The organism is Streptomyces sp. NPDC057963 (genome assembly GCF_042887155.1).
Classification (GTDB): Bacteria; Actinomycetota; Actinomycetes; order Streptomycetales; family Streptomycetaceae; genus Streptomyces.
This window is the reverse complement of sequence record NZ_JBHVPX010000012.1, coordinates 255,636-280,059: the sequence shown is the minus strand read 5'-3', so window position 1 is coordinate 280,059 and position 24,424 is coordinate 255,636. Positions and strand designations below refer to the sequence as shown.

Below are 24,424 nucleotides of genomic sequence, written 5' to 3'. Positions count from 1 at the left end.
CTCCGCCGGTTCGGCCGGGGCTCGCCTCCTCCGGCGCCCGCGCCGAGCTCCTCCCGGCCGTCGGCGCGGCGCCGGTCGCCCTACTGACCGCCGCGGGATCCGGCCCCTCGCCCGTGGTGCGGGGCTGCGAGGAGTACGACATCGGCCGGCCGCGGCGCAGGGCCGATTCCATGACCGCCTTCACCGGCCCGGTCGGCAGGGAGACGGCCCTGGACCCGGGCCAGGTCCGGATCGTCCGCGCGCCGACGTGGCGCGGCCGGTGCCGGTACGACCGGCGCGGGGTGCGGGAATTGTGGAAAACCGCAGGGTGACGGGTGCGGATTGCCCCATCCGGTTCGACGGCGTTCCTCGTACCGCCGCCGGCCGCGGCTTTCTAGCGTTGCCGGTGAGGCGCGACGGACTTCGCGCGCCGCTCCCCCACCGGCCAGGAGCCAGTTCATGGATTTCGTCATTCTGGGCCTCCCCCAGGAACCCGCGGGCGGTGTCGCGGGCTGGGCCGCCGATCTCGTCGACACCATGGGAGGCCCGGGAGCCGGCCTCGCCATCGCGCTGGAGAATCTCTTTCCGCCACTGCCCAGCGAGGTCATTCTCCCGCTGACCGGGTTTGCGGCGGGGCAGGGCGTCATCAGCCTGGCCTCCGCGCTCTTCTGGACCACGCTCGGTTCGGTGGTGGGCGCGATCGCCCTGTACTGGATCGGCATGCTCTTCGGCCGCGACCGCATGCATGCGATCTGGGCGAAGCTGCCGCTGGTCGGGAGTTCCGATCTGGAGCGTACGGAGCAGTGGTTCGCCGAGCACGGCACCAAGGCCGTCCTGCTCGGGCGGATGGTGCCGGTCTTCCGGAGTCTCATCTCCGTGCCGGCCGGCGTGGAGCGCATGTCGCTGCCGCTCTTCGTGACCCTGACGGCCCTGGGCAGCCTGCTGTGGAACACGGTGCTGGTGATGGCCGGGTACTGGCTCGGCGACCGGTGGAACCTGGTGGAGACATATGTCGGAGTCCTCTCCAAGGCCGTCGTCGTCCTGGTCCTGGTCGCCGCCGCCGGGTACGTGGGCCTGCGGTTGCGCTCCCGTTCCCGGGGTCAGCACCGTCGTACGTCATGAGCCTTCGGCCACCGTCCCCCACCCGTCCGGTCTCCCCCGCCCGTCAGGAACGATCTCGCCGTGTCCACGGCGTGCGGCTAGCCTCGGCACCCGTGCAGGGGGATTCCGCGGACAGTGCGACCGGCCGTCGTCCGGAGCCGTTCGGCCAGGAGTCCATGGAAGGGGGCGTACCGGTGGTGCACAGGTCCCCCTGGCACCGCAGAGTCGTCGGCGCCCTTCTCGGCTGCTGCACCGCTCTGCTCGGGCTGCTGTATTTCGTCGTGCCGGGTGTGCTGTCGGGCCCGTTCGTCCTGTGGCCCCGCACGCGCCGGCGCTCCCTCGCCGTGCTGAGTGCCGGAGCCCGTCGGCTCACGGAGCTGGAGCGCAGGCGCCGCAGTGCCTTCTTCGGCGACCTGTTCCCCGAGCACCGGGCGTCCGACCCGGAAGTCCTCCGCTACCTCGCCGTCCGCACGTGCGCGGGCGTGCTGCTCGGTGTCGTGGCCGCGTTCCTGGCATGCGGGGCCGTCCTGGCCGGACTGCTGGCCGTCGGGGTGGCCCACGCCACCACGGGCTGGCAGACCCTGCTGACCCAAGGGCTCCTGGGCGGTGTCCTCCTCTTCCTCAACCTCCAGGGGCTCTTCTCCCTGGGTGCCCTCGACGCGCGGCTGGCACGCGAGCATTTCGGCCCCTCCGAGCGGGAGTTGCTGGAGCGGCGCATCGCGGAACTGGCCGCCAGCCGTGCCGAGGTCCTCCGGGCGGTCGACACGGAGCGCAGGCGCATCGAGCGCGATCTGCACGACGGCGTGCAGCAGCGGCTCGTGGCACTGGCCATGCTGCTGGGCCGGGCCCGCCGCAACCGTACGCCCGAGCAGGCCGGCCTGCTGCTCCAGCAGGCGCACAAGGAGTCCCAGGAGGTCCTCACCGAACTGCGGGAAGTGGCCTGGCGCGTCTATCCGTCGGCGCTCGACAACCTGGGCCTGGAAGAGGCGCTCGGCGGGGTGGCCCAGCGCTGCGCCATCCCCCTGCACATCGAGTTCGATCTGCCGCTGCCGTTGCCCCGGACCGTGGAGACAGCCGCCTACTTCGTGGTGTCGGAGGCCGTGACCAACGCGGCCAAGCACTCCGGTGCCACCCGGATCTCCGTCAGTGTCAAGGGCGACGGCAGGGCGGTGTCACTGTGCGTCCGGGACAACGGCGTCGGTGGCGCGGATCCCACGGGCAGCGGACTGGCCGGGCTGCGCAGCCGGGTGGACGCGCTCGACGGCCGCCTGCACATCGACAGCCCCTCCGGGGGACCCACCACCATCATCGCGGAGTTGCTGTGCGTGTAATGCTCGCCGAGGACTCGACCCTGCTCAGGGAAGGCCTGGTCCGTCTGCTCGCCGAGGAGGGGCATGAGGTGCTCGCCGCCGTGGGCGACGGGACGTCGCTCGTCCGGGCGGCCGAGGCGGACCCGCCGGACCTCGTCGTCGTCGACATCCGGATGCCGCCCACCCACACCGACGAGGGGCTGCGGGCCGCGCTGGAGATCCGCGAGCGCCTGCCCCTGGTCGGCGTGCTGGTGCTCTCCCAGCATGTGGAGCGCAACTACGCGGTCCGGCTGCTGTCCGCGAACGCCGAGCGGGTCGGCTATCTGCTCAAGGACCGGGTGGCGCAGGTCGACGAGTTCCTGGACTCGCTGGAGCGGATCCACGCGGGCGGTGCGGCCATCGACGCCGAGGTCGTACGGCAGTTGGTGGTCCGGAGCACGCACGTCGACCCGCTGGCCAGGCTGACGCCCCGGGAGCGCGATGTCCTGGAGGAGCTGGCGCAGGGCCGCACCAACACGGCCATCGCACAGCACCTGCACATCTCGCTCAGTTCGGTGGAGAAGCACCTCAACTCCATCTTCGAAAAGCTCGATCTGGCGCGGACCACGGGGTACAGCAGACGCGTGCTGGCGGTCCTGCGCTACCTGGAGTCGTAGGCGCGGGCACAGGACCGCCGGCGGTTTCGGCTCTGCTCAGGCGGACACGGGGCAGCCGTGCCTGGTTCCGTACCGGCTCTCCCTGATCGATGATGATGCCCAGGGCCGCCGTCCTCGGTACGGCACCCGCTGTCCCAGGAACAGGAAGGGGTTCCCGATGCGGGAAACGACTCCGGACCGGTCTCCGTCGGACGACCGGTCTCCGTCGGACGATCCGGCCGTGCGCGGCCCGGACGAGGACGCCCAGGTGATCGTGGTGGGCGCGGGGCCGGCGGGCTCGGCCGCGGCCTTCCACCTCGCCAGGGCGGGCGTCGATGTCCTGCTCCTGGAGAAGTCCCGCTTCCCTCGGGAGAAGGTGTGCGGGGACGGCTTGACTCCACGGGCGGTACGCCAGCTCATCAGGATGGGCGTCGACATCGAGGCCCCGGGGTGGACGCGCTCGCGCGGGATGCGATGGGTGGCCGGGAACCATCAGGTGCTCATCGACTGGCCCGCGCTCGGGGGCTATCCGGATTTCGGCCTCTCACGCAGCCGGCACGACTTCGACGACATCCTGGCCCGGCACGCCGTCGCCGCCGGAGCCCGGCTGCGCAGCGGCGTGAAGGTGACCCGGCCCCTGACCGACCGCGCCGGCCGTATCACCGGCGTCGCCGCCACGGGCGAAGCGAAGGAACCGCTTGCCTTCCACGCACCGGTCGTCGTCGCCGCCGACGGCGCCTCCGCCCGCCTCGCACTCGCGATGGGCCTGCAGCGGGACACGAAGAGGCAGATCGCGACGGCCGCCCGCCGCTACTACCACAGCCCGGAACGTTCCCGGGAGGAGTACCTGGAGCTGTGGGCCGACCTCCGTTTCCCGGGCAGCCGTCACTACCTGCCGGGATACGGCTGGATCTTTCCCATGGGCGACGGCCGCGTCAACGTCGGTCTCGGTGCGCTGCCCCACCGACGGCACGGAAAGGCGGACCTGCGCGCGACGCTCGACGAGTGGCTGGCCCGTACCCCGGAGGCATGGGGACTGCGCGAGGAGAACGCCGAGGGCCCCGTCCGGAGCGCGGCCCTCCCGCTGGGCTTCAACCGCCACCCCCTGTACGCCCGGGGGCTTCTCCTCGTCGGCGACTCCGGAGGCATGATCAGCCCCTGGAACGGCGAGGGCATCAGCCAGGCCATGGAAGCCGGTGAGGTCGCGGCCGAGACCGCCACGCTCGCCCTCGCTCTCCCCCGGGGGCCCCGGCGGGAGCAGGTGCTGCGCGGCTACCCCGTCGAGATGAACCGCCGCTGGGGGCGCTACTACCGGCTCGGGAACACGGCCGCCGACCTCGTCTTCAGCCGCTCGGGCTTCCAGCCGTTCCTCAACCGCTACGTCATGGGATCGCCGTTCCTGCTCAACACCCTGGCCCGGCTGCTCAGCAACCTCACGGACAAGCCCTCGCACGACCTGATCGACCATCTGCTCAACGGGGCCATGCGTCTCGTGCCGGAACCGAAGGTGCGACGCCGGCGATGACGGCCCGCGGACGGCGCGGGAGGCCCGTGGCTACGACCGCCGGCGGGGCTTCCCGCGCTTGCCGCCCTTGGCGCCCCCGGAACCGCTCCGCGCGCCCTTCCCGGACGACTTGCCGACCGCCTTCCCGGCGGCGGGCTTGCGCCGTGCGGCGCCCGCATCGGGACGCTTGGCCTTCGGCTGTGCCGGGGCCTTGGGGCGGCCCCGTGAACTGTTGACGGTCCGGCCCCGGACGATCCCGATGAAGTCCTCCACCAGGTCCGTCGTCTCGTCCTCCAGCCACGACAGCGCGACGCCCGACTCGGGGGCGTCCGAAACCGGCCGGTACGTGAGGTCCTTGCGGTGGTGCAGGCGGGCGAGCGACTGCGGGACGACGAGGAGGCCCACACCTGCCGCCACCAGCTCGACGGCGTCCGCCGTCGTGGCGGGACGCTCGATCGCGGGCCGTCCCGGCCGCTGCTCCCATTCGAGGGTGTCGTCGAGCGGATGGAGCACGATGTCGTCGGCGAGATCCCCGGCGGAGACCTCGTCGACCGAGGCGACGACATGGTCCTTCGGGATCACGACGACCGTCGTCTCGGTGTAGAGGGGGATCGCGCTGAGGCCCGTCCGGTCGATCGGCAGCCGCACGAGACCCGCGTCGGCGCCGCCGCCCCGCAGCACGTCGGGCGCCTCGGCGGCCGACACCCCGATGAGGGTCAGGGGGATGTCGGGCAACCGCTCGTTCCAGATCCGCACCCACTTGGTGGGCGTCACTCCCGGAACGTAGGCGAGCCGGAACGACGGGGTTTCTTCCGAGCTTGTCACTCCGCCAGGTTACCGGCCCTGGTCAGAGGTAGCGCACATGCTCGATACCCTTGACCCCATGACGTCGCACAAGACCGCCCAGACGATGAAGCCCGCGACCGCGGCAAAGAAGCTGGGTGTGTACCTAGAGGCCACCCCCGCCGAGTTCCAGGAGGGTGTCGTCTCGCGCACCGAGCTGAACGCACTGCAGTCCGATCCGCCCGAGTGGCTGCGGGAGCTGCGACGCAACGGCCCGCACCCCCGGCCGGTGGTCGCGGCGAAGCTGGGCATTTCCATCTCGGGTCTCGCCCGTGGCGGAATCACGGACGCGCTCACCACGGAGCAGATCGAAGCGCTGAAGAACGAAAGCCCCGACTGGCTGCAGCAGGAGCGCACCACCCAGGCCGAGGTCCGGAAGGAAGCGGTGCGCATCAAGGAGAAGAAGGAGCAGAAGGAGCAGGACGCAGCCCAGGGCGAGCAGCCCCGCGGAACGCGTTCCTGACTTCTGCCCCGGCGCCCGGTGACTCCGGCCACCGCCGTGTCGGCCGGCGTCACCGCGGCCCACGGCCCGCGGCCCGCGGAAGCGCCGGCCCCAGCCGAGATCGACAGGGTGTACCGGCACGGCGCCGACGCGGTGAAGGTCTTCCGGCCGGCACGCTCGGCGCCTCCGCCGCATCGAGGAACCGCGCCCGTAGGGGCCCGGCGTTCCGCTCGCCCCGACGGGCGGAGTCACCCTCGGCAGCGCCGCCGGCCGCCGGAACGCCGGTGCCAGGTCCGGTCCCGGTCCGCGCGGGTCCGTCCTCCCAGGACCGGATTCCCGGACTGCCGCGCGCCCCGACAGGTGGCGCGAGCGGTGACCGGTCTCCGTACGCGGCGCTACCGCTCGTCGCCCGCGAGCCGCCGCGCCCGCAGGGCGACATAGAGCTCTGCGGCGTCCACCGGCCGCGTCGGGGTGCGGCCGGTCAGCTCCGCGATGCGGGTGATCCGGTAGAGCACCGTGTTGCGGTGGCAGTGGAGCCGCCGCGCCGCCTCGGCGGTCGAACCGTCCGCGGCGAACCAGGCGTCGAGGGTGCCGAGCAGAGCGGCATCGCCGCCCTCGCCGGACAGCAGTGGCCCCAGCACGCTCTCGCTGAGCTCGGCCGCGGACTCGGCGTGCGCCGCGACGAGGGTGTCGATCGGCGCGGTGCCGTAGCAGTGGACGCCCACCCCGGCCGGGGCCACGCACTCCAGGGCGATGCGTGCCTGACGTACCGCCTCCGGCGCGGCGGCGAGGACGGTGAACGGCCGGCTCACCCCCACCCGCGAGGTCGCCGCCCGCTCCACGACCCGCAGCGCCGCGGCGGACTCGGTGTCACCGGTCGGGGCGACCAGGCCCAGCCGCTCGCCCAGTTCGGTGGTCCAGACGGACGCCACATCGGCGCTCGCCAGCCGGGCGGTGATGCCGGGCAGCGGGTCCTCGCCCTTGCGCCCGACCTCGCCCGCCACCACGCGGTACGACGCCCGTTCCGGCAGGCCCAGGGCGCGCTGGATGCCTGCGGCGCTCCCGAACCGGACACCGTTCGCTCCCTCGAAGACGCTGAGCAGTGTGACCCGCCGCGACACCCGCTCCTGGCGTTCCCGGTCGTCGGCGACCTGCCGGTACGCCTCGGTCGCGGCCGTGGAGAAGCGGTCGAGCACGCCCCAGAAGTGCGACGAGCGGCGCAGCAGCGCGGCGGACTGCTCGCCGGTCGTGGCGCGGGCGATCGCCCACTCCCAGATCTCCAGTCCGCCGAGCCGGAAGGCGTGCAGCAGCGCGGGGAGCGGGATGCCGTGCTCGGCCTTGATCCGCCCGGCCCGGCGGGCCGACTCGTCGCCGAGGTCCGGGCCGCCGGTCTCCCTGCGCAGGAGGGCCTCGATGTTGGCGTGGACGATGTCACGGAGCAGGTCCGCGGGGAGCCGGCTGCGCGTGTAGAAGGACTCGTCCTCGGTGATCTTTCGGACCGTCACCTCGGTGAGTTCACCGATCGAGGCGAGGATCTCGGCGAAGACGTGTTCGCAGCCCGTGGTGTCGCGCATCTCGCAAAGGTACTCGCCCTCCTCACCTCAATTGTGCTGTCGCACAAAGCAGTTCGAGGGAACTCGCGATGCCCGCCCATAGCAAGGGGTCCTGGTATCCGTCATCTTGGTGTGGCCCCGGGCCCTTGTGCCGGGGACCAGTTCCGCAGCACGGCGCCCGTCCGTGCGGTCGCGATCCAGGGAGATCACCATGACCGCTGCAGCCCCCGCAGGCAACACCCGGAGGATGCCCGAACTCGACGCGGTGCTCTCCGAGCTCGCCGAGGGCGAGCTGCGCTGGGCGGCGACCTCGTCCGCCGAACGGGCCGCCCTCCTCACCCGGGTCCACGCCGCGGTCTCCGCCGAGGCCGAGAACTGGGTACGGACGGCCGGCCGGATCAAGCTCCTGCCGGGCGGATCCCCGCTCGCCGGTGAGGAGTGGCTCTCCGGCCCCTACGCGCTGCTGACCTCCTTGGAGGCGCTCGTCCGCACACTCAGGACGCTCGCCTCGGGGCGCGGCCCGCTCGACGCCGCGAAGCTCGGGCGAGCACCGGGCGGACGGGTGAGCGTCCCCGTGCTCCCGCTCAACACCTACGACCGCCTGCTCCTGAACGGCTTCAGCGCCGAGGTGTGGATGCGGCCGGGGGTCGACGCGGACACGGTGCGGCGCCACGCGGGTCTCGGCGCACGCCGGCCCGAGCACACCACGGGCGTCGGTCTCGTGCTGGGCGCGGGCAACGTCACCTCCATCGCACCGCTCGACGTGCTGTACGAACTGATCGCGCACAACCGTGTCGTCGTGCTGAAGCTCAACCCCGTCCTGGGGGACCTGGAGCCGGTCTACCGGCGGGTTCTCGCCCCGCTGGTCGAGCACGGCGTCGTGCGCATCGTCCCGGGCGGTGGCGATGTCGGCGAATATCTCGCCCGCCATCCGGGCGTCGCACACGTCCACATCACCGGCAGCCTCGCCACCCACGACGTCGTCGCCTTCGGCCCGGGTGAGGAGGGCCGCGCCCGCAAGGCCGCCGGCACTCCGCTCCTCGACAAGCCGATGACCAGCGAACTCGGCGGCGTCTCCCCCGTCATCGTGGTCCCGGGCGTCTGGAGCGCCGCCGACCTCCGCTACCAGGCCGAGCACATCGCGACCCAGCGCCTGCACAACAGCGGCCACAACTGCATCGCCTCGCAGGTGGTCGTGGTCAGCGGCGACTGGCCGCAGCGCGAGGCCTTCCTCGGTCTGCTCCGCGAGGCCCTGCGGACCGCCCCGGCCCGGCCCGCCTGGTACCCGGGCAGCGCGGAACGGCTCACGGACGCGGCGCGCCGCCATCCGGAGGCCGAGTGGCAGGGCGCCGAAGGATCACGCCTGCTGGTCGAACTCGGCGACGGCCAGGAGGCGGCGGAGCTGGGGACGACCGAGTACTTCGCGCCGGTGCTCGGTGTCCTCACGCTGCCGGGCACGGGTGCGGAGTTCTTGAACCGGGCCGTCGAGACCGCCAACCGCGACCTCGCCGGCACCCTCGGGGCGAACATCGTCGTCGACCCGGCCACCATGAAGCGCCTCGGCCGGGCGTTCGACGACGCGGTGACCGCGCTGCGGTACGGGACGATCGCCGTCAACGCCTGGACCGCGGTGGGCTTCCTCACCGCGACGGCTCCGTGGGGCGCCTTCCCCGGCCACACCGTCACGGATGCCCAGAGCGGGATCGGCGTCGTACACAACGCCCTGCTGATCGACGCGCCGGAGCGGACCGTCGTACGGGGTCCGTTCCGGCCCTTCCCGAGGTCGATCGCGGGAGGTGAGCTCGCGCTCTTCCCCAAGCCGCCGTGGTTCGTCACCGCGCGGAGCGCCGCCGCGACCGGCCGCCGGCTCACCCGGCTGGCGCAGCGGCGGACCTGGGCGCGGGTGCCCGCCGTGTTCGCCTCGGCCTTCCGGGCCTGAGCGGTGCCCTCGGACGCACGGCCCGCAGCTCACCTCATGCCGCGCCTCGGCCGATGGGCGGGGCGGTTGCCGCCCCTCGGTACCGGGGGGCGGCTCCCGGGTGACACCGGCGGCGCCACCACGGGGTGATGGCCGGGCCCCTCTCCGCGCCGCGCGGCACACTGCCACCGCCAGGGGCCTACTCCTGACCCGGCGCGGCCACCGGGACGCTCTCGGGGTCCAGCAACTGCGTCAGATGGCGGGCCGACGCGTCCCAGGACCAGGAATCCCGCGCCCATACACGGCCCGCGGCACCCATCTCCGCGGCCAGGTCGGCGTCGAGCAGTATCCGGGTCAGCGCACCGGCGATCGCCGTGGTGTCGGTGCCGTCGACGATGCGGCCGGTCCGGCCGTCGAGCACCGTGTCCGGAGCACCGCCCGAGTCGCCGACGACCACCGGCAGGCCGCTCGCCGCCGCCTCCAGGAACACGATCCCCAGCCCCTCCGCCTCCAGGCCCGCCTTCCGGGTACGGCACGGCATCGCGAAGACGTCCGCCGCCGCGTAGTACGCCGGCGTCTCGGTGTGCGACTTCCCGCCCACGAAGCGGACCGCCCCCTCGCCATGGCGCAGCGCCAGCTTGCGCAGCCGGGCCTCGTCCGGTCCCCGTCCGACCACGACGAGCACCGCGTCGGGCACCTCCCGGCGGATCAGCGGCATCGCCCGGATCAGCATGTCCTGGCCCTTGCGCGGGACCAGCCGGGCCATGCACAGGATCACCCGCTCGTCCCGCAGGCCGAGCTCGGTCCGCAGGTCCAGCCCGGCACCCGCGTCGGGCCGGTACACCTGCGCGTCGACCCCCGGCACCAGACGGCTCATCCGCGCACGCGGGCCGAGGGACGGCTCGATCCGATCGCGTGTGTACTGGCCGAGGTACGTGACGACGTCCACGCCCTCACCGATACGGCGCATCATCCGGCGCGCGCCGGGGGTCCTGGCCCACCAGATCTCGTGGCCGTGGGTGGTCGCCACCATGCGCCGTATACCGCTGCGCCGCAGGGCCGGCGCCATCATGGCGAGCGGTGCGGCGGCCCCGAACCAGACCCGGTCGCAACCGTGGGCCCGGATTATCTCGACCGCCCTGCGGGTGACCCGCCCGGTCGGCAGCAGCATGCCGCTGGTGTCACGCACGACAGGAAACGGGAGCGTCGCGTCGTAGGCGGCGTCACCCGGCTCGCGCGACGTGTAGACCACCACGTCGTCGTCCGGTATCCGCGTCGCCATCGCGTGCACGAAGGTCTCGATGCCTCCCTGGCGCGGCGGGAAGTCGTTGGTGATGACGAGGGTGGGGCCCATGAATGTGTTGGATCCTTCAGCTGAGTGGGGCCGAGCGGGCCGTGAAGAGGTAGTTGCGGCAGTCGTCGGTCACGTCGGCCACACGTGCCCAACCCCGGTTCTGCCAGCGGTACATGTCGTAGTCGAGTCGGGCGAGCCGGCCTACGAGGTGCTCCGCCGCCATGTCGTACTTCTCGAGATGGCGGTCCTCGATCTCCAGCAGGAGGGCGGGCCGGTGGCGCAGCAGCGTACGGCGGGCACCGGACAGCACGGCCGCCTCCGCCCCTTCGACATCGGCCTTGATGAAGTCGACCCGTTCCAGGCCCATGTGGTGGCAGAGGCCGTCCACCGTCCGCACCGGTGTGGTCACGGGGCGGGCGGTGGCGAATTCGGCGTTGGGGCCGGGGCCCGAGGCGCCGTCGGTGAGGTAGGCGCGTCCGTGGACGGGCAGCAGACGGCGCCGGGGCAGACTCATCGTTCCTTCGTGCGCCCGCTCGCCGAGGGCCATGCGGTGAACGGTGACGTTGTCGCAGCCGAGAGCGGCGGCCGCGGTCCTGAGCCATTGTGCGGGGCCGTGCAGCGGTTCGACGCTGTGCACCTTCCCCTCCGGTCCGGCCAGCGCGGACAGGCTCCAGGTGTAGAGGCCGTATTCGGCTCCGATGTCGAGGCAGACGGCCCCCGGCCGCACCAACGGGCGCAGTCCCGCCACTTCTTCTTCCACGAAGTCCCAGCGCGAGGATGCCCAGCGCAGCGCGAGCGCGACCGACCGCACGCGCAGCCCCGGCCGTGGGCGGCCGCCGGGCCGAGGGCGCGAGGGATCCGGCCGACGGGTCAACCTGCCGCTCATCAAACGCCTTTCAGCCTGCACGGGCGCACGGGTTCTGTTGCCGGAGCGACGCCACACGCGGTCGGCGTTCCATCGCATCATCGGATGCGGCGTGATCCCATCCTTCTTCAGAAGCAGATTGGCCGGCATGTCAGACCTGAGATGTACATCTCAGGTCTGTACTCGCAGGTGCGAAAACGTCACGAATGAACGCAGAACATTGCTTCGCATCCCGCCCGGGACAGCGGGGTGCGAAGTCGCGCGGGACGGCCGCTACTTCTGTGCCATGGCTTCGATCAGGCTCTTGGGCCGCATGTCGGTCCAGTTCTCCTCGATGTAGTCGAGGCATTCCTGACGCCCCGCCTCACCGAAGACCGACGTCCAGCCGTCGGGCACATCGACGAAGACCGGCCAGAGGGAGTGCTGGTTCTCCTCGTTGATCAGGACCAGGTAGTTGGCATCGGGGTCTTCGAACGGATTCGTCACCACGTCGTCCTCTCTCGGGTTCGTGATGTGGTTCGTGTCGGTGGCGGGCAGCGGGCAGGCCCCGGCTCGCGCCGTTCCTCTTGTGCAGTGGCTGCCTCGTACACCGGTGGGCCCCACTGAAGATTCACTATGAACCAGGGCACGGTCGGCGAGTCAACAAGGGCGGCCTGCATCGGGCCGGCCGGGCGGGCCGCAGGCGTTCAACTGCGCCGGAGCCTCAGTTGAACAGACCTGGATCAGGGCGTCCGCGTCGCATGGACCGGCGGGCACGGGACTGCCTTGATCGGCGTGGCGCAGCGGTGCCATGGTGGGGGCGCGGCGAGACCGGCCGCGGGCCGGGAGCGGCTGCCGGCCGGCCCTTCGGCCGGGGCCGGGACGCGCACAGGAGCACGCTCCGGCTCTCCTATCAGCGCGCGGGCCGCGGAGAGCCCGTGCTGCTCATCATGGGCTCGGGAACCGCGGGACGGGTCTGGACGATGCATCAGACACCGGCGCTGCATCAGGCCGGGTACGAGACGGTCGTGTTCGACAACCGGGGCATCGGTGGATCGGGCGCGCCCGCCGGGAAGTACGCGCCGGCCGAGCTGGCGGCCGACACCGAGGGCCTGATCGAGGCCCTGGACCTCGGACCGTGCCGCATCGTCGGGTACTCCATGGGCGCCATGATCGCCCAGGAACTCGCCATCGGTTCAACCCACTTGGTGCGTTCCGCGGTACTGATGGCCACCAGGGCGCGATCGGACGCGGCTCGGCGGGCCGTGGAGGCCGCCGAGCCGGCGCTGCTGGAAAGCGGACTCAAGCTGCCTTCCAAGTACCAGGCACTGAGGACCGTCCTGGAGATGCTGTCCCCCGCGACACTGAACGACGAGGCGTCGATCGCGACCTGGCTGGAGATATTCGGGCTGAGCGGCGGCAGCGACAAGGCCGCCGAGGGACAGGCATGGGCCACCAACGCCGGTGACCGGCACCGTGCGCCGCATCCTTCCGTACGCCGTGGGGCACCGTGGGCCGCTCGCCCTGCTGCTCCTGCTCACCATCGTCCACGCGGTGGTCGCGGCCGCCGGCCCGCTGCTGCTCAAGATGATCACCGCGGCTCGCCGTGCGGCAGGCGCTCGACGACGCCCGGGTCGGGGCGTCGGACGTCGTGCTCGTCAACGCCCACGCGACCGGCACACCGCAGGGCGACGCCATCGAGGCCCGGCTCGTCGAGCGCGTCTTCGGACCGGACACCGCGGTCACCTCCACCAAGGGTGTGACCGGCCACATGCTCGGTGCCGCGGGCGCCGTCGAGGCCGCGTTCACCGCCCTGTCGGTCGACCGGGGAGTGATCCCGCCCACCGCCAACTTCCACTCCCCCGGCGCCGATGCCGCCGGGATCGACATCGTCCACGGCGCGCCCCGGCACGCTCCCGTTCCGCTCGCCGTCAGCAATTCCTTCGGCTTCGGCGGCCACAACGCGGTCGTCGTTCTCGGCAGCGTCTGAACCGTGCGGGCCGCTGCTCCGCCCCTGCCCGGGTTGTGTGTGGGGGCTCAGTACCCTCCCGGGCGGACGAGGCCCGTCTCGTACGCGTGGATGGCGGCCTGCGTCCGGTCGCGCAGGCTCAGCTTGACCAGGATCCGGCTCACATGGGTCTTGACGGTCTGCTCCGCCACCACCAGGCGCTCGGCGATCTCCGCGTTCGACAGGCCCTGCGCGATCAGTGACAGGACCTCGGTCTCACGTTCCGTGAGGTTGCCGGTACGGCCCTTGACCGGGCCGCGGGGGGCGTCGGACATCCGGGAGAACTCGGCGATGAGGCGTTTGGTGATGTTCGGTGCGAGCAGGGCCTCGCCGGCCGCCACCACCCGTACCGCATGGGCGAGTTCCGTCGCGGACGCGTCCTTCAGCAGAAACCCGGACGCCCCGGCGCGCAGCGCCTCGTAGACGTACTCGTCGAGGTCGAACGTGGTCAGCACGAGGACCTTGGTGGTGACGGCGGGTGACGCCATGATGCGGCGCGTCGCCTCGATGCCACCGACCCCGGGCATCCTTATGTCCATCAGTACGACGTCGGGGCTCAGTTCGGCGACCTTGGCAACGGCGTCGATCCCGTCCACGGCCTGGCCGACGACCTCCATGCCGGGTTCGGCATTGAGCAGCACCGTGAAGCCCTGACGGACCATCACTTGGTCGTCGGCGATCAGCACGCGGGTGGTCGTCACTGGTTTTCCTCCACAAGCTCGGCGGGTTCGGCGGGAAGCTGCGTGGGCAGCGTCGCGATCACTTCGTATCCTCCGTCGGGGGTGGCGCCGAAGGCCAGCGTGCCACGCAGCATCGCGGTGCGTTCCCGCATCCCGAGCAGGCCGTGGCCGGCGCCCGGCGAGGGCTGGGCGGGCCCGGTCGGCGCGGTGTTGGCGACCCTGACGGTCACGCCGGAGGGGCGATGGGCGATCTCCACCCGCACCTCCGCCCCGGGCGCGTGCCGCATCGCGTTGCTGAGCGCCTCCTGGATGATGCGGAACGCCGACAACTCGATGCCCGGTGCCAGGTGGACGGGCTCGCCGGTGGTGTGGGTACAGACGGTGAGCCCGGCGCTGCGCACATTGGCGACCAGTTCGTCCAGCCGGTCGAGGGTGGGCTGCGGGGCGTGCCACTCGCTCTCCGACACCGAGTGCTCGGAGCGCAGTACGCCGAGTACCTGGCGCAGTTCGGTGAGTGCCTCCTTGGCGTTCTCGCGGATGCTCGCCAGGTTCTCCTTCAGCTCCGCGGACGGGTTCTCCACCAGGTGCGGGGCCGCCTGCGCCTGGATGGAGATGACGGACATGTGGTGGGCGACGACGTCGTGCAGTTCGCGGGCGATCCGGTTGCGTTCCTCCAGAAGGGCGCGCCGGTTGCGTTCCTCGGCGGTCTGCTCCTCCAGCGCCACCAGTTGGGTACGGGCCACGTTGCGGCCGCGCAGCGCGGCGCCGACCAGGGTGGCGATCGCGAGGACCACCACGGTGAGCGGGGCGTAGCCGGTCTGGTCGAGGGCGACGACGAGGAACAGGCTCGTCAGCAGACTGATCACCAGCGCCTCGACCGCGGCGCGGAGACGGGACCGCAGCGCGAGCATGAAGAGCACCCAGGCCTGAAGGGCGAGTTCGGAGCTGTTCCAGAGGGGCCTTCCGCCGCTGAAGCCGTGCGCCTCGAACATGGCGAAGCCCACGGCCGTCTGGGCCGTCGTCGCCGCCCACCAGGCCGGGACCGGGCGGTAGGGCGCGGCGACGAGTGCCGCTGTCTGGATCCCCGCGAGGAGAAGGCCGATCGCGCCGATCTGATCCCCGGCCCCGTACTTGAGCGCGTTGAAGACGAACAGTATCGCCGCCAGCAGCACGAGCCCGGAGACGGCGACGACCCGGAGCCAGCGGGGCCCCACCGTGCGGGGGTCCGCGTCGGCGACTCCCGTCCAGAGGTCCTCGCGCAGGTTTCGCGACACCGCTCGCAGGCCCCCGGCCAGTCGTTCCACCATGTCCGGCTTCTTCATGGGCACCACCCTAGACACACCGTGGCAGGCCGGGCGGATCAGGCACGAGGGGCATCGGGGGTCCGCCCGTCCACGATCCGGGCGAGGTTCCTCAGGGAGACGGAACCGGGCTTCAGGTAGTCGCTGTGGCCACCGGAGCCCGCCTCGAAGACGTGGGCTCCGAATCCGTCGGAGACCGGGTCCGCACCGAAACCGACGTCCGTGTCGGGGAGTTGCAGGCGCACGTGCGGTACGTCCGCGATCCAGTCGTCACTGCCCCGGCCCGCCCAGACGGCGGCCGGGGTGTGCAGAGCGGCCACGTCGTCGACCCCGGCGCCGGGGCTGCCGTACAGCACGATGTCCGCGACCCGGACTCCGGCGGCGGCCCGTGCGCAGACCACGGAACCGTAGGAGTGGCAGAGCAGGGAGGTCCGGGCGGCGGGTTTGATGCTGCTCAACTCGTCCAGGAATGCGCGGAGTTCGGGAGCCGCACCGTCGGCGCGCCGTGAGGTCGCGGCAGCCAGGCTCACCGTGGCCGGGGTCTCGTAGCCGAGCCAGGCGACGACGGCGGCCCGGTCGCCCAGTTCTCTGCGCAGCGCCTGGGCGCCGCCCTTCAACCGCCAGTAGTTGTCGACGCTTATGCCGGCGCCCGGGACCAGCACGGCGATCCGGTCGGCCCGCGACAGGTCGCCGACCACCTCGACGGTGCGGCCTCCGTGGCGTCCGTCGAAGGAGAGGAGGTGGCGTGCGGGGTCCGCCATGACGCGCAGCGCTCCGGCCCGTTTCGTGTCGCCGTGGTCGTCGGCCATCCTCGCGGCCGCTCCGATGTCCGCCCGGGTCGCGGCGTACCGCTCGGCGAGGGCGGTCGGGGTGGCGGCGGGCAGCGCGCCCGGGACGGTCGGTGCGGGCGCCGGTACGTCGGCGGGCCTGACCGCCCCCGAGACCGGCACGGTCACCGAGGCGACGACCAGTGCCGTGAGCAGGGCGCGGCACAGGCGGCTTCTGCGTGGGCGGGACGCCATGGCAGATGGTTCCTTCCGTACCGGATGTCTTTCGTGCTTCCGGTACCGAAGCTATGGATCACACCCCGTAGTCGGCGTCCCGCCGGGGAGTGAACCCTCCGCGTAGTTCTGAAGTATGAGAGGTAGGGGTCGGGTTCGGCACCACCGGTCCGCCCGCCCGGCCGGTCAATCGGGTGTTCGACCACGGTCCGGCCTTTCGTACGGTGCTGTCGGCCGTCTATGGTCCCGTCTGACCGGGCGTCCGGTGCGCGAGCACGGGGGTGCCGGTCCGGTCCGTACTCGGGATCCGGGCCGCTGCGTCGCTGTTCAACCCAGGGAATGGACACTGCCGTTATGCACTCCGCGTTGGTGGCCGGCACGGGACTCGTGGGCACGTCGGTGGCGTTGGCTCTCCGGGCGCACGACGTGACCGTGCACCTTCGGGATGTGGACTCCGAGGCGTTGCGCACGGCCGTGGCACTGGGGGCCGGGACGGCGCGGAGATCGTCGAGAGCATGCTGCGGAAGGGCCGGTCCGGCCGTGCCCGGATCTCCGGCAAGCACGGGCCGCAGCCCGAGCGGTTCGACGTGGTGACCGTCGTGGTCGGCGATCAGCCCGGCGAGCTGGCCCGGCTGTTCGCGGCCGTCGACCGCGCGGGGGTCAACATCGAGGACGTGCGCATCGAGCACGCCACCAGCCAGTTGACCGGGCTGGTCCATGTCAGCGTCGCCCCCGGCCTGGCGGTGTCCCTGAAAGAGGCTCTCCAAACCCGGGGTTGGCGGCTGCACTGAGTGCGAGAGGCGTCCGGTCGGCGAACACGCCGCCGCGCACGGAGGGAGGCTGCGCACCGGTTGCGTCCACCGGCCCGATCGAGCGAGCGGATGTGGCACAGTCATGCCGGTGGATGTGCTGCGACCTCAGGACCCCGCGCGCATAGGCGCGTACACGATTCTCGCCCGGCTCGGCGCGGGCGGTATGGGACAGGTGTACCTCGGCCGGTCACCCGGCGGACGGCTGGTGGCCGTCAAGGTGATCCGCGACGAGATCAGCGATCACCCCGAGGCGCTGGCCCGGTTCCGGCGGGAGGCCGCGACCGTGGAGACGGTACGCAACGCCTACACCGCCCAGTTGATCGAGGCGTCGCTCGGCGCGTCCCCGTACTGGCTGGCCACCGAGTACGTACCGGGTCCCACGCTGCGCGGTGCCGTGGGTAAGGGCGGCCCGTTCCCGCCGGACAGCGCCCTGCGGCTGTTCGCGGCGCTCGCCGAGGGACTGGCCGCGGTCCATGTCCACGGGGTCACGCACCGGGACCTGAAGCCGCAGAACGTCATCCTCGCGCCGCAGGGACCGCAGCTGATCGACTTCGGCATCGCCCGGGGTCTCGAACAGACGATCCTCACCCGGGACGGGATGGCCCTGGGAACGCCCGGGTACGCGGCACCCGAGGTCGTCCTGCGCAACGAGGCCGGCCCGGCCGCGGACATCTTCGCGCTGGGGGCGACCATCGCCTACACCGCGACCGGCCGGCCCCCGTACGGCACGGGTGACGCGACGGCGGTGAGCTACCGGGCCGTGCACGAGGACATCGACGTGGCGGGGGTACGGCCCGACCTGGCCTCGCTCATCCGGCGGTGCGTCGCGAAGGATCCGACGCAGCGGCCCGGACCGGCCGCCGTGATCGCCGGATGCGCGGTGGACTCGGCGCTGGCCACGGACGCCCACTACCGCTCGCTGACCCGCGACATCGAACCCCTGCCCGTGCCGGGACCCGGGCCCCTGGGCCCGCCTCCCCCGTCGTCCGACGGGCTCGCACCGTCCAAGCCGGAACCGGAACCGGAGACCGAGGCCGTGACACGGCCGGTGGACAGCAGGCAGGCGGATCGCCGGCCGGCGGAACGAATACCGGAACGGGTATCGGAACGGGTACCGGCGGCCGGGCCCCGGGTGCCGCCGGGCACCACCCCGTACGACGGGCCGGAGCTCCGACGGCGCACCGCCCGCACCGCACGTCGCAGGGCCTGGCTCGCGGCATGTGCGGTGGCACTCGTCGTCCCGGCGGTGATCTGGCTGCTCCCCGAACAGGAGGACAAGGAACCCCCGACCGCCGCGCCCGCGACCGATGCCACCGCTTCCCGGCCGCCCACCGGCTCCCACCGTCCGAGCGGCCGGGCCACCGGCTCCGGCGGTCCGGCCGGCCGGACGCCGGACCACATCCTCAACGACCGTGTCTCGCAGGACCGTTGGACCCTGTCGGACGATCCCGAGCAGGCCTCCCAGGGCATCGGCTCCTGCGACCTGGCCAGCTACGCCGGGGCCTCACCGCCGATGTCCCTCCAGTCCTCCGTTTCGCACACCACCGGCTCAAACACCGCGTCGGTGGAGCTGCGTCCCAAGAACACCGGAGAGGGCAGACGCCCCGCGCCGTACTACGTCTCCGTGGGGGTGCGGCCCCCGCACGAGACCGACCGCTCCAGCGGCCGGCCCCTCCGGTCCGTCTCGAAGGGCATCGGCTTCACCAGCAAGCCCGTCGACATCTACTCCCGGTGGTCGTCGGGCGGAACCATCAGACTCAAGTACCCCGACGACTTCCGGGCCCACTTCGGCGAACGGACCGTCGACGCGATCCCGGTCGGCGACGACAGAGGTGACTGGACCGTGGTGCTGTATCACGTCGAGGGCGGTCCCACGGCGTACACATCCGTCGTCTGCAACGGCTTCCATGCCTGAGGGCTGTCCTGTGTAGGGGTCGGGTCGCTGGGCTGTTCATGGGGGCGGGATACATGGAGTGGGATTGTTCCGGACGGGCGGCGGGAGATCGCGGAGCCGCTGATCCCGCCGTCGAGAGTGCGTCCGCAGGGCGGCGGGACGCAGGACACGCCTGATGAGACGCTGTTCGCGGCGATCATCCCTGTCCTGGTCGGCGGGTGCGCCTGCCGGGCCCTGCCGCCGTGCTTCGGGACGCGTGCGCATCGCCCGCAGGGGCGTCGAGTCCAGCGAACGATCAGGACGCCGCGGACGGGTCGTCGAGCGGACCGTGTCCTGGCTGACCGGCTACCACCGACTCGACCACCGCCACGAACGCCACCCCCAGCTGGCCTTTCTCGGCCTCGCCGCCGCCCTCTGCTGCTGCAAACGCTGCCACGAACCCACCACGTAGGACACCGTCCTCCTGCACGGCCTTGGCCTTTGGGCGAGAGGCTCCGTGGCATCCGGCCACGGAGCCTCCGCAAAAACCCGTTGGCCAACCACGGCGACCACTGCTACTTTTCCGGAGGCCGTGCGAGAGAACGAGGAGGTGGTACCCGTGAACGCAGTATCGACATGGGTGCTCCCCTCCGGGGTCACGGTCGGACGATAGGTCGTCCGGGAGCGCCGTTCAAGAGCACTCCCGAAAGGCACGACCATGCAATTCACTTCCGAACAGCGCCTCGACGACGGCGTCCTCGAACGCGAATTCACCCTCGGTGAGATCCCCGGCATCCTGTGGACGTCTGGATCCGCACCTGCCCCGCTGATCCTGATCGGCCACAACGGCGGCCTGCACAAGCGGGAATCGCGGCTGGTGGCCCGGGCCCGGCACTCCGCGGCGGAGTACGGCTACGCGGTGGCCGCCATCGACCACCCCGGGCACGGCGACCGGCCCCGTTCCGCCGTCGATGTGCAGGCCCGCGCCGACCTCCGCCGGGCGATGGCGGCCGGCGAGCCGGTCGACGAGATCTTCGAGTCCTTCATCGTCCCGCTGGTCGAAAAGGCGGTCCCGGAATGGCGGACCACCCTGGACGCCCTCCTTCCGCTGCCCGAGATCGGCGGCCCGGTCGGGTACTCGGGGATGACCGCCATCGGCATTCGGCTGGCGGTGGTCGAACCACGTATCTCGGCCGCCGGTTTCTTCGCCGGGGGTTTCGTGCCCCGCGCCCAGCGCGAGGAGGCCCGGCAGGTCGCCATTCCGCTGCAGTTCCTGCTGCAGTGGGACGACGAAGGGAACGACCGGCAACTGGCCCTGGACCTGTTCGACGCCTTCGGCACCAAGGAGAAGACGCTGCACGCCAATATGGGCGGGCACGCCGGCACCCCGTGGTTCGAGGTGGACGACGGGGACCGGTTCTTCGCCCGGCACCTGAAGTGAGGCCGGGCGGACAGCCCTTAGGCGGTGCCGGCCAGGCTGCCGCTCATCGAGGACAGGCCCCGGCCCTCCTCGGTGAGCGGCAGCCGGCAGATGCGCAACCGCCCCGATCGCGGCGGTACCGGCCGCTACTTCTGGTGCTCGGACGGACTCGTCGTCCGCGACGCCGGCATCAGCAGCATGACCGAGGTCCTGGTCCGCCTCGTTGAGAAGGACGAGTTCACACAGGTACTTCAGCGCCTTGATACCTGACCACGGCTGCCGCAGCCGAGCAATCTCATTCTGAAACGATCAGTTGGTCTTCTGAGTCGGGAACAGGCCGGATCAGGGAGTGCAGACGGCCGACGAGTTCCTCGGACCGGGCCCTGTACCGCGCGACGGACGCCATCTTGATCTCCTCGTAGCCGCGCACGAGGTCGGGCAGTGAGGCGATCTCGACGGCCAGGCCGTGGGTGTTCTCGTCGAGGCTCCGGCAGACCTCGGTGATCGTGGCCTCGTACTCGGCCACGAGGGCCCGTTCCGTGCGTCGCACGCGCGCCGCCCCAAACGGGTCCAGGCGTGTGCCGCGGAGGCCGCGCGCCGCGGCGAGGGCCCGGAAGGCGGGCTTGAACCAGGAGCCGAGTTCGATCTTGCGGGTCATCCCCAGGGCCCGCAGGACGGGCGGGTGGAGACGGTAGGACATCCGCGCGCCCTCCCCGAAGCGGGCCCGCACCTCCCGCTCGGCCTCGGGGTCGAGGGAGAGCCTGGCCACCTCGTACTCGTCCTTGTACGCCATCAGCTTGTACAGGTATGTGGCCACGGCCTCGGTGAGGGCGGTCGAGCCGGGTACGCACGCGCACTCGGCCCGCCTCACCTGCTCGACGAAGCGCGCGTACCTGCTCGCGTAGGCGGCGTTCTGGTACGCGATGAGATCCGGAACCCGGATCTCCAGGAGCCGGGCGAGCTCCGACCCCGCAGCGGCCCCGACCGGCGCGAGGATGCGACGGGCCGCGGCGGACTGACTGCGCCCCGGCCCCGCCGAAGCGGCACGCTCCTTCAGGAGAGCGGCGAAGGGGTCGGGGTCGGCGACGGACCGGCGGCCGAGGCGGAACGCCTTGAGGTTGGCTTCGACCTCGACCCCGTTGAGGGTGATCGCCTCCTCGATGGCGGTGGCTGGCAGCGGAAGCCCGCCTGTCTGGTAGGCCGCGCCGGTGAGCAGAAGGCCGGCGAACTGGTCCTCGCCCAGCAGGTCGCGGGCGAGCCGCCGCGCGTCCAGGAAGACCACGTCCCTGGACTCTGTCCGGATCCGTTCCTTGAGCGGTTCGGCAGGGGGGAACGGCACGTCCGGGTCGACCACCATCTGTCCGGTCGGGACCTGTGCCGTGCAGACGACCGCCACCGTTCGCGCCGGGGCGGCCGCCGAAAGGTTTCCGGGATCCGCGGCAACGAGAAGGTCGCAGCCGAGGTAGAGATCGCACTCGTCCAGGGCCGCCTTGCCCGCCTGCTCCGTCGGCTCCGTGGTGAGCTTGATGTCGGAGACCACCGCGCCGCCCTTCTGGGCCATGCCCGTCTGGTCGAGGGTCCGGACGTGCAGGCCCACGAGCGAGGCCGCGGTGCTGAGGATCTGCGCGAGGGTGACCACCCCGGACCCTCCGATGCCGGTGATCCGGACGGTGTGCGACGCCCGTACGGAAGGCTCCGGATCGGGCAAGGCGGCGCCGTCCGGCATCGGGGCGGCGGTGAAGGCGGGCTTCCCGCCGGCGGGAACGACCGTGAGGAAGGCAGGGCAGTCCCCCGCCAGGCAGGCATAGTCCTTGTTGCAGGAGGACTGATCGATCCGGGTCTTGCGGCCGAACTCCGTGTCGACGGGCTGTACGGAGAGGCAGTTCGACCGCCGTCCGCAGTCGCCGCACCCCTCGCACACCCGCTCGTTGATCACCACGCGCTCGGTTGGTTCGGGTGCGAGGCCGCGCTTGCGCTTGCGCCGGAGTTCCGTCGCGCATTCCTGGTCGTGGAGGAGCAGGGTGACGCCGGGAGTCCGGGCGAGCACCTCCTGGGCCTCGGCCAGCCGATCGCGATGCCAGACGGCGACGCCCTTGGGAAGCGTCACCTTCCGGTAGTGCTTGACGTCCTCGGTCGTGACGATGACGCGCTTGACTCCCTCCGCCAGGAGCCCCTGGACGATCGCGGGCACGGGCATGACGCCGGTGGGCTGCTGGCCGCCGGTCATCGCCACCGCCGAGTTGTGGAGCAGCTTGTAGGTGACGTTCACACCGGCCGCGACCGCCGCCCGGACGGCGAGGCTGCCGGAATGGTGGAAGGTACCGTCGCCGAGGTTCTGGATCAGGTGGTCGCGTGCGAGGAACGGTTGCATGCCGATCCACTGGGCGCCCTCTCCCCCCATCTGCGTCATGCCGATCACGTCCCCGGCCTGGGCGGGGTCCATGAGTGTGACCATGGCGTGGCAGCCGATCCCGGCCCCGACGGCAGCGCCCTCGGGTGCCTTGGTCGAGAGGTTGTGGGGACAGCCGGAACAGAAGTAGGGGGTGCGGGTCAGCACCGGCAGGAGTGGCAGTGCTTTGCGCCGGGTCGTTGCCCGCGTGGCGTCCAACCAGCTTTGTACGGTGGGGAATTCGGCCAGTTCGTTCAGCCGGGGTGCGAGCCGTGCGGCCACGGTGTCGGGATCGAGTTCTCCGTCGAGGGGGAACAGGGCCGAGCCGTCGGGGGCGCGCTTGCCGGAGACGGACGGACGGTCACCGCTCCCGTAGAGCAGATCCTTGAGAGCGGTCTCGATCAGTGGCCGCTTCTCCTCCACGACGACGATGTGGTGCAGTCCGCTCGCGAACCGCTCGACGACCGCGGGTTCCAGGGGGTGGATCATGCCGAGGTGCAGCAGGCGCACGCCGCGCCGCTCCAGTTCGGCGTCGTCGAGTCCGAGGATGCGCAGGGCCTGGCGGACGTCGAGGAAGGTCTTGCCTGCCGCGACGATTCCGATGCGGTCGTCGGGGCCCGATCCGGTGATCCGGTTGAGGCCGTTGGCGGCGGCGTAGCGACGGGCGATCTCCAGGCGGGCGCCGTCCCTGCTGCGTTCCAGATCGCCGAGGGCCGGTTGCACCATCCGGGTACCGACGGTGTGGCGGTAGGGCACTCCGTCGACGGTGAGGTCCGGGTCGACCGGTGAGATCCGTCCGGCGCTCACGTCGACGGTACCGGAGCCGTCCGCGACCGCCGTCACGATCTTCAGCGCCACCCACAGGCCGGCTGCCCGGGACATCGCCATGCCGTGCAGTCCGAAGTCGAGCGCTTCCTGCGGGTCGGACGGGTAGAGCGTGGGCAGTCCGAGGTCGGCCAGGAGCAGTTCCGAGGCACCGGGGACGGTGGACGACTTGGCGGCGGGATCGTCACCGACCAGGGCGAGCGCGCCACCGTCGGGATGGGTGCCCATCAGGTTGTTGTGCCGGATGGCATCCGAGGCACGGTCCAGGCCCGGGGACTTGCCGTACCAGATGGCCGTGATCCCGTCGACGCGCTTGTCCGGCTGCGCGGCGGCCAGTTGGGTGCCCTGGACGGCCGTCGCCGCCAGCTCTTCGTTGACACCGGGGCGGAAGACGATGTCGTACTCGTCGAGGAGGAGGCGGCAGCGCGCGAGTTCCATGTCGTATCCGGCGAGCGGCGAACCCTCGTACCCGGAGACGAATCCCGCGGTGCTGCGGCCCGCACGGCGGTCGGCGCGACGGATGTCGAGCGGCAGCCGGGCGAGAGCCTGGATGCCGGTGAGGTGGAGGGTGCCTTCTTCGCGTACGTATCGGTCCTGAAGCGTGGGGCGGGGGCCGGTTGGTTTCTGAGGGGTCACCACTGTGTTCCTCCGGATGGACGTCTGTGGTCGGCGGGGCGGGCACGGAGTCGGCG

Annotated in this window: 20 protein-coding genes and 2 pseudogenes; 13 read left to right on the top strand and 9 right to left on the bottom strand. The window is 71.7% G+C overall.

Features of this window, described 5'->3' with window-relative positions:
- The first annotated feature begins 438 nt into the window (after positions 1-438).
- The 4 genes from ACFVT1_RS27335 to ACFVT1_RS27320 all read left to right on the top strand — a co-directional run bounded on the left by ACFVT1_RS27335 (position 439) and on the right by ACFVT1_RS27320 (position 4,550).
- Positions 439-1,101 (top strand): DedA family protein, encoded by a 663-nt coding sequence (locus tag ACFVT1_RS27335; protein WP_389800102.1) that lies wholly within the window; start codon positions 439-441, stop codon positions 1,099-1,101.
- Between the two features lie 92 nt (positions 1,102-1,193).
- Complete coding sequence (locus ACFVT1_RS27330; RefSeq protein WP_389800100.1) at positions 1,194-2,411, top strand: sensor histidine kinase; 1,218 nt, start codon at positions 1,194-1,196, stop codon at positions 2,409-2,411.
- Positions 2,411-3,046 carry a response regulator gene (locus tag ACFVT1_RS27325; protein ID WP_389800176.1) on the top strand — a complete coding sequence of 212 codons (636 nt, stop codon included), beginning with the start codon at positions 2,411-2,413 and terminating at the stop codon, positions 3,044-3,046. Before ACFVT1_RS27330 ends, ACFVT1_RS27325 begins: the two co-directional genes overlap by 1 nt.
- Before the next feature lie 157 nt (positions 3,047-3,203).
- A complete protein-coding gene (locus ACFVT1_RS27320) occupies positions 3,204-4,550 on the top strand; it encodes a geranylgeranyl reductase family protein (RefSeq protein ID WP_389800099.1) in 1,347 nt (448 codons plus the stop codon).
- 30 nt (positions 4,551-4,580) lie between these two features.
- Here the strand turns inward: ACFVT1_RS27320 and ACFVT1_RS27315 are convergent, their stop codons facing one another.
- A complete protein-coding gene (locus ACFVT1_RS27315) occupies positions 4,581-5,354 on the bottom strand; it encodes a LysR family substrate-binding domain-containing protein (protein ID WP_389800097.1) in 774 nt (257 codons plus the stop codon).
- A 58-nt stretch (positions 5,355-5,412) separates the two neighbouring features.
- Between ACFVT1_RS27315 and ACFVT1_RS27310 the strand changes: the two genes are divergently transcribed.
- Positions 5,413-5,835 carry a DUF5997 family protein gene (locus ACFVT1_RS27310; protein WP_389800095.1) on the top strand — a complete coding sequence of 141 codons (423 nt, stop codon included), beginning with the start codon at positions 5,413-5,415 and terminating at the stop codon, positions 5,833-5,835.
- 374 nt (positions 5,836-6,209) lie between these two features.
- Here ACFVT1_RS27310 and ACFVT1_RS27305 read toward each other — a convergent pair whose 3' ends face one another.
- The gene (locus ACFVT1_RS27305) at positions 6,210-7,388 is read right to left on the bottom strand and encodes a PucR family transcriptional regulator (RefSeq protein ID WP_389800094.1); all 1,179 of its coding nucleotides are present in this window, start codon (positions 7,386-7,388) and stop codon (positions 6,210-6,212) included.
- A 190-nt stretch (positions 7,389-7,578) separates the two neighbouring features.
- On the opposite strand from ACFVT1_RS27305, the gene ACFVT1_RS27300 reads away from it, so the two are divergent.
- Positions 7,579-9,306 (top strand): aldehyde dehydrogenase family protein, encoded by a 1,728-nt coding sequence (locus tag ACFVT1_RS27300; RefSeq protein ID WP_389800092.1) that lies wholly within the window; start codon positions 7,579-7,581, stop codon positions 9,304-9,306.
- A 178-nt stretch (positions 9,307-9,484) separates the two neighbouring features.
- Here the strand turns inward: ACFVT1_RS27300 and ACFVT1_RS27295 are convergent, their stop codons facing one another.
- From ACFVT1_RS27295 to ACFVT1_RS27285, 3 genes are all read right to left on the bottom strand, one after another.
- On the bottom strand, positions 9,485-10,639 hold the full coding sequence (locus tag ACFVT1_RS27295; RefSeq protein WP_389800090.1) for a glycosyltransferase family 4 protein: 1,155 nt from the start codon (positions 10,637-10,639) through the stop codon (positions 9,485-9,487).
- Positions 10,640-10,655: 16 nt separating this feature from the next.
- Entirely contained in the window at positions 10,656-11,390 is a 735-nt protein-coding gene (locus tag ACFVT1_RS27290) for an FkbM family methyltransferase (RefSeq protein ID WP_389800088.1), read from the bottom strand.
- A gap of 327 nt (positions 11,391-11,717) precedes the next feature.
- Entirely contained in the window at positions 11,718-11,930 is a 213-nt protein-coding gene (locus ACFVT1_RS27285; protein WP_389800086.1) for an MbtH family protein, read from the bottom strand.
- A gap of 254 nt (positions 11,931-12,184) precedes the next feature.
- Here ACFVT1_RS27285 and ACFVT1_RS27280 point away from each other — a divergent pair.
- A pseudogene (locus ACFVT1_RS27280) lies at positions 12,185-12,898 on the top strand (alpha/beta fold hydrolase); the annotation flags it as partial.
- Positions 12,899-13,029: 131 nt separating this feature from the next.
- Positions 13,030-13,413, top strand: a complete 384-nt coding sequence (locus ACFVT1_RS27275; RefSeq protein ID WP_389800084.1) for a hypothetical protein — start codon at positions 13,030-13,032, stop codon at positions 13,411-13,413.
- Between the two features lie 47 nt (positions 13,414-13,460).
- On the opposite strand, the gene ACFVT1_RS27270 is transcribed toward ACFVT1_RS27275, so the two are convergent.
- The 3 genes from ACFVT1_RS27270 to ACFVT1_RS27260 are packed head-to-tail and all read right to left on the bottom strand — an operon-like array spanning position 13,461 to position 16,434.
- Positions 13,461-14,132: a response regulator transcription factor gene (locus tag ACFVT1_RS27270; protein WP_362206605.1), complete on the bottom strand. Its 672-nt coding sequence runs from the start codon at positions 14,130-14,132 to the stop codon at positions 13,461-13,463.
- On the bottom strand, positions 14,129-15,433 hold the full coding sequence (locus ACFVT1_RS27265; protein WP_389800082.1) for a sensor histidine kinase: 1,305 nt from the start codon (positions 15,431-15,433) through the stop codon (positions 14,129-14,131). Before ACFVT1_RS27265 ends, ACFVT1_RS27270 begins: the two co-directional genes overlap by 4 nt.
- A gap of 38 nt (positions 15,434-15,471) precedes the next feature.
- A complete protein-coding gene (locus ACFVT1_RS27260) occupies positions 15,472-16,434 on the bottom strand; it encodes an alpha/beta hydrolase (RefSeq protein ID WP_389800080.1) in 963 nt (320 codons plus the stop codon).
- Between the two features lie 494 nt (positions 16,435-16,928).
- Here ACFVT1_RS27260 and ACFVT1_RS27255 point away from each other — a divergent pair, with 494 nt between their 5' ends.
- The 5 genes and pseudogenes from ACFVT1_RS27255 (at position 16,929) to ACFVT1_RS27235 (ending at position 20,788) form a co-directional block, all read left to right on the top strand.
- A complete protein-coding gene (locus ACFVT1_RS27255; RefSeq protein ID WP_389800078.1) occupies positions 16,929-17,204 on the top strand; it encodes an ACT domain-containing protein in 276 nt (91 codons plus the stop codon).
- A 103-nt stretch (positions 17,205-17,307) separates the two neighbouring features.
- Positions 17,308-19,140, top strand: a complete 1,833-nt coding sequence (locus ACFVT1_RS27250) for a serine/threonine-protein kinase (RefSeq protein ID WP_389800076.1) — start codon at positions 17,308-17,310, stop codon at positions 19,138-19,140.
- Between the two features lie 27 nt (positions 19,141-19,167).
- Positions 19,168-19,570, top strand: a pseudogene (locus ACFVT1_RS27245) (hypothetical protein).
- A gap of 246 nt (positions 19,571-19,816) precedes the next feature.
- Positions 19,817-20,539: an alpha/beta hydrolase gene (locus ACFVT1_RS27240; RefSeq protein ID WP_389800074.1), complete on the top strand. Its 723-nt coding sequence runs from the start codon at positions 19,817-19,819 to the stop codon at positions 20,537-20,539.
- A 24-nt stretch (positions 20,540-20,563) separates the two neighbouring features.
- A complete protein-coding gene (locus tag ACFVT1_RS27235) occupies positions 20,564-20,788 on the top strand; it encodes a hypothetical protein (RefSeq protein WP_389800189.1) in 225 nt (74 codons plus the stop codon).
- 25 nt (positions 20,789-20,813) lie between these two features.
- Here ACFVT1_RS27235 and ACFVT1_RS27230 read toward each other — a convergent pair whose 3' ends face one another.
- Complete coding sequence (locus ACFVT1_RS27230; RefSeq protein ID WP_389800072.1) at positions 20,814-24,368, bottom strand: indolepyruvate ferredoxin oxidoreductase family protein; 3,555 nt, start codon at positions 24,366-24,368, stop codon at positions 20,814-20,816.
- Positions 24,369-24,424: the final 56 nt, after the last annotated feature.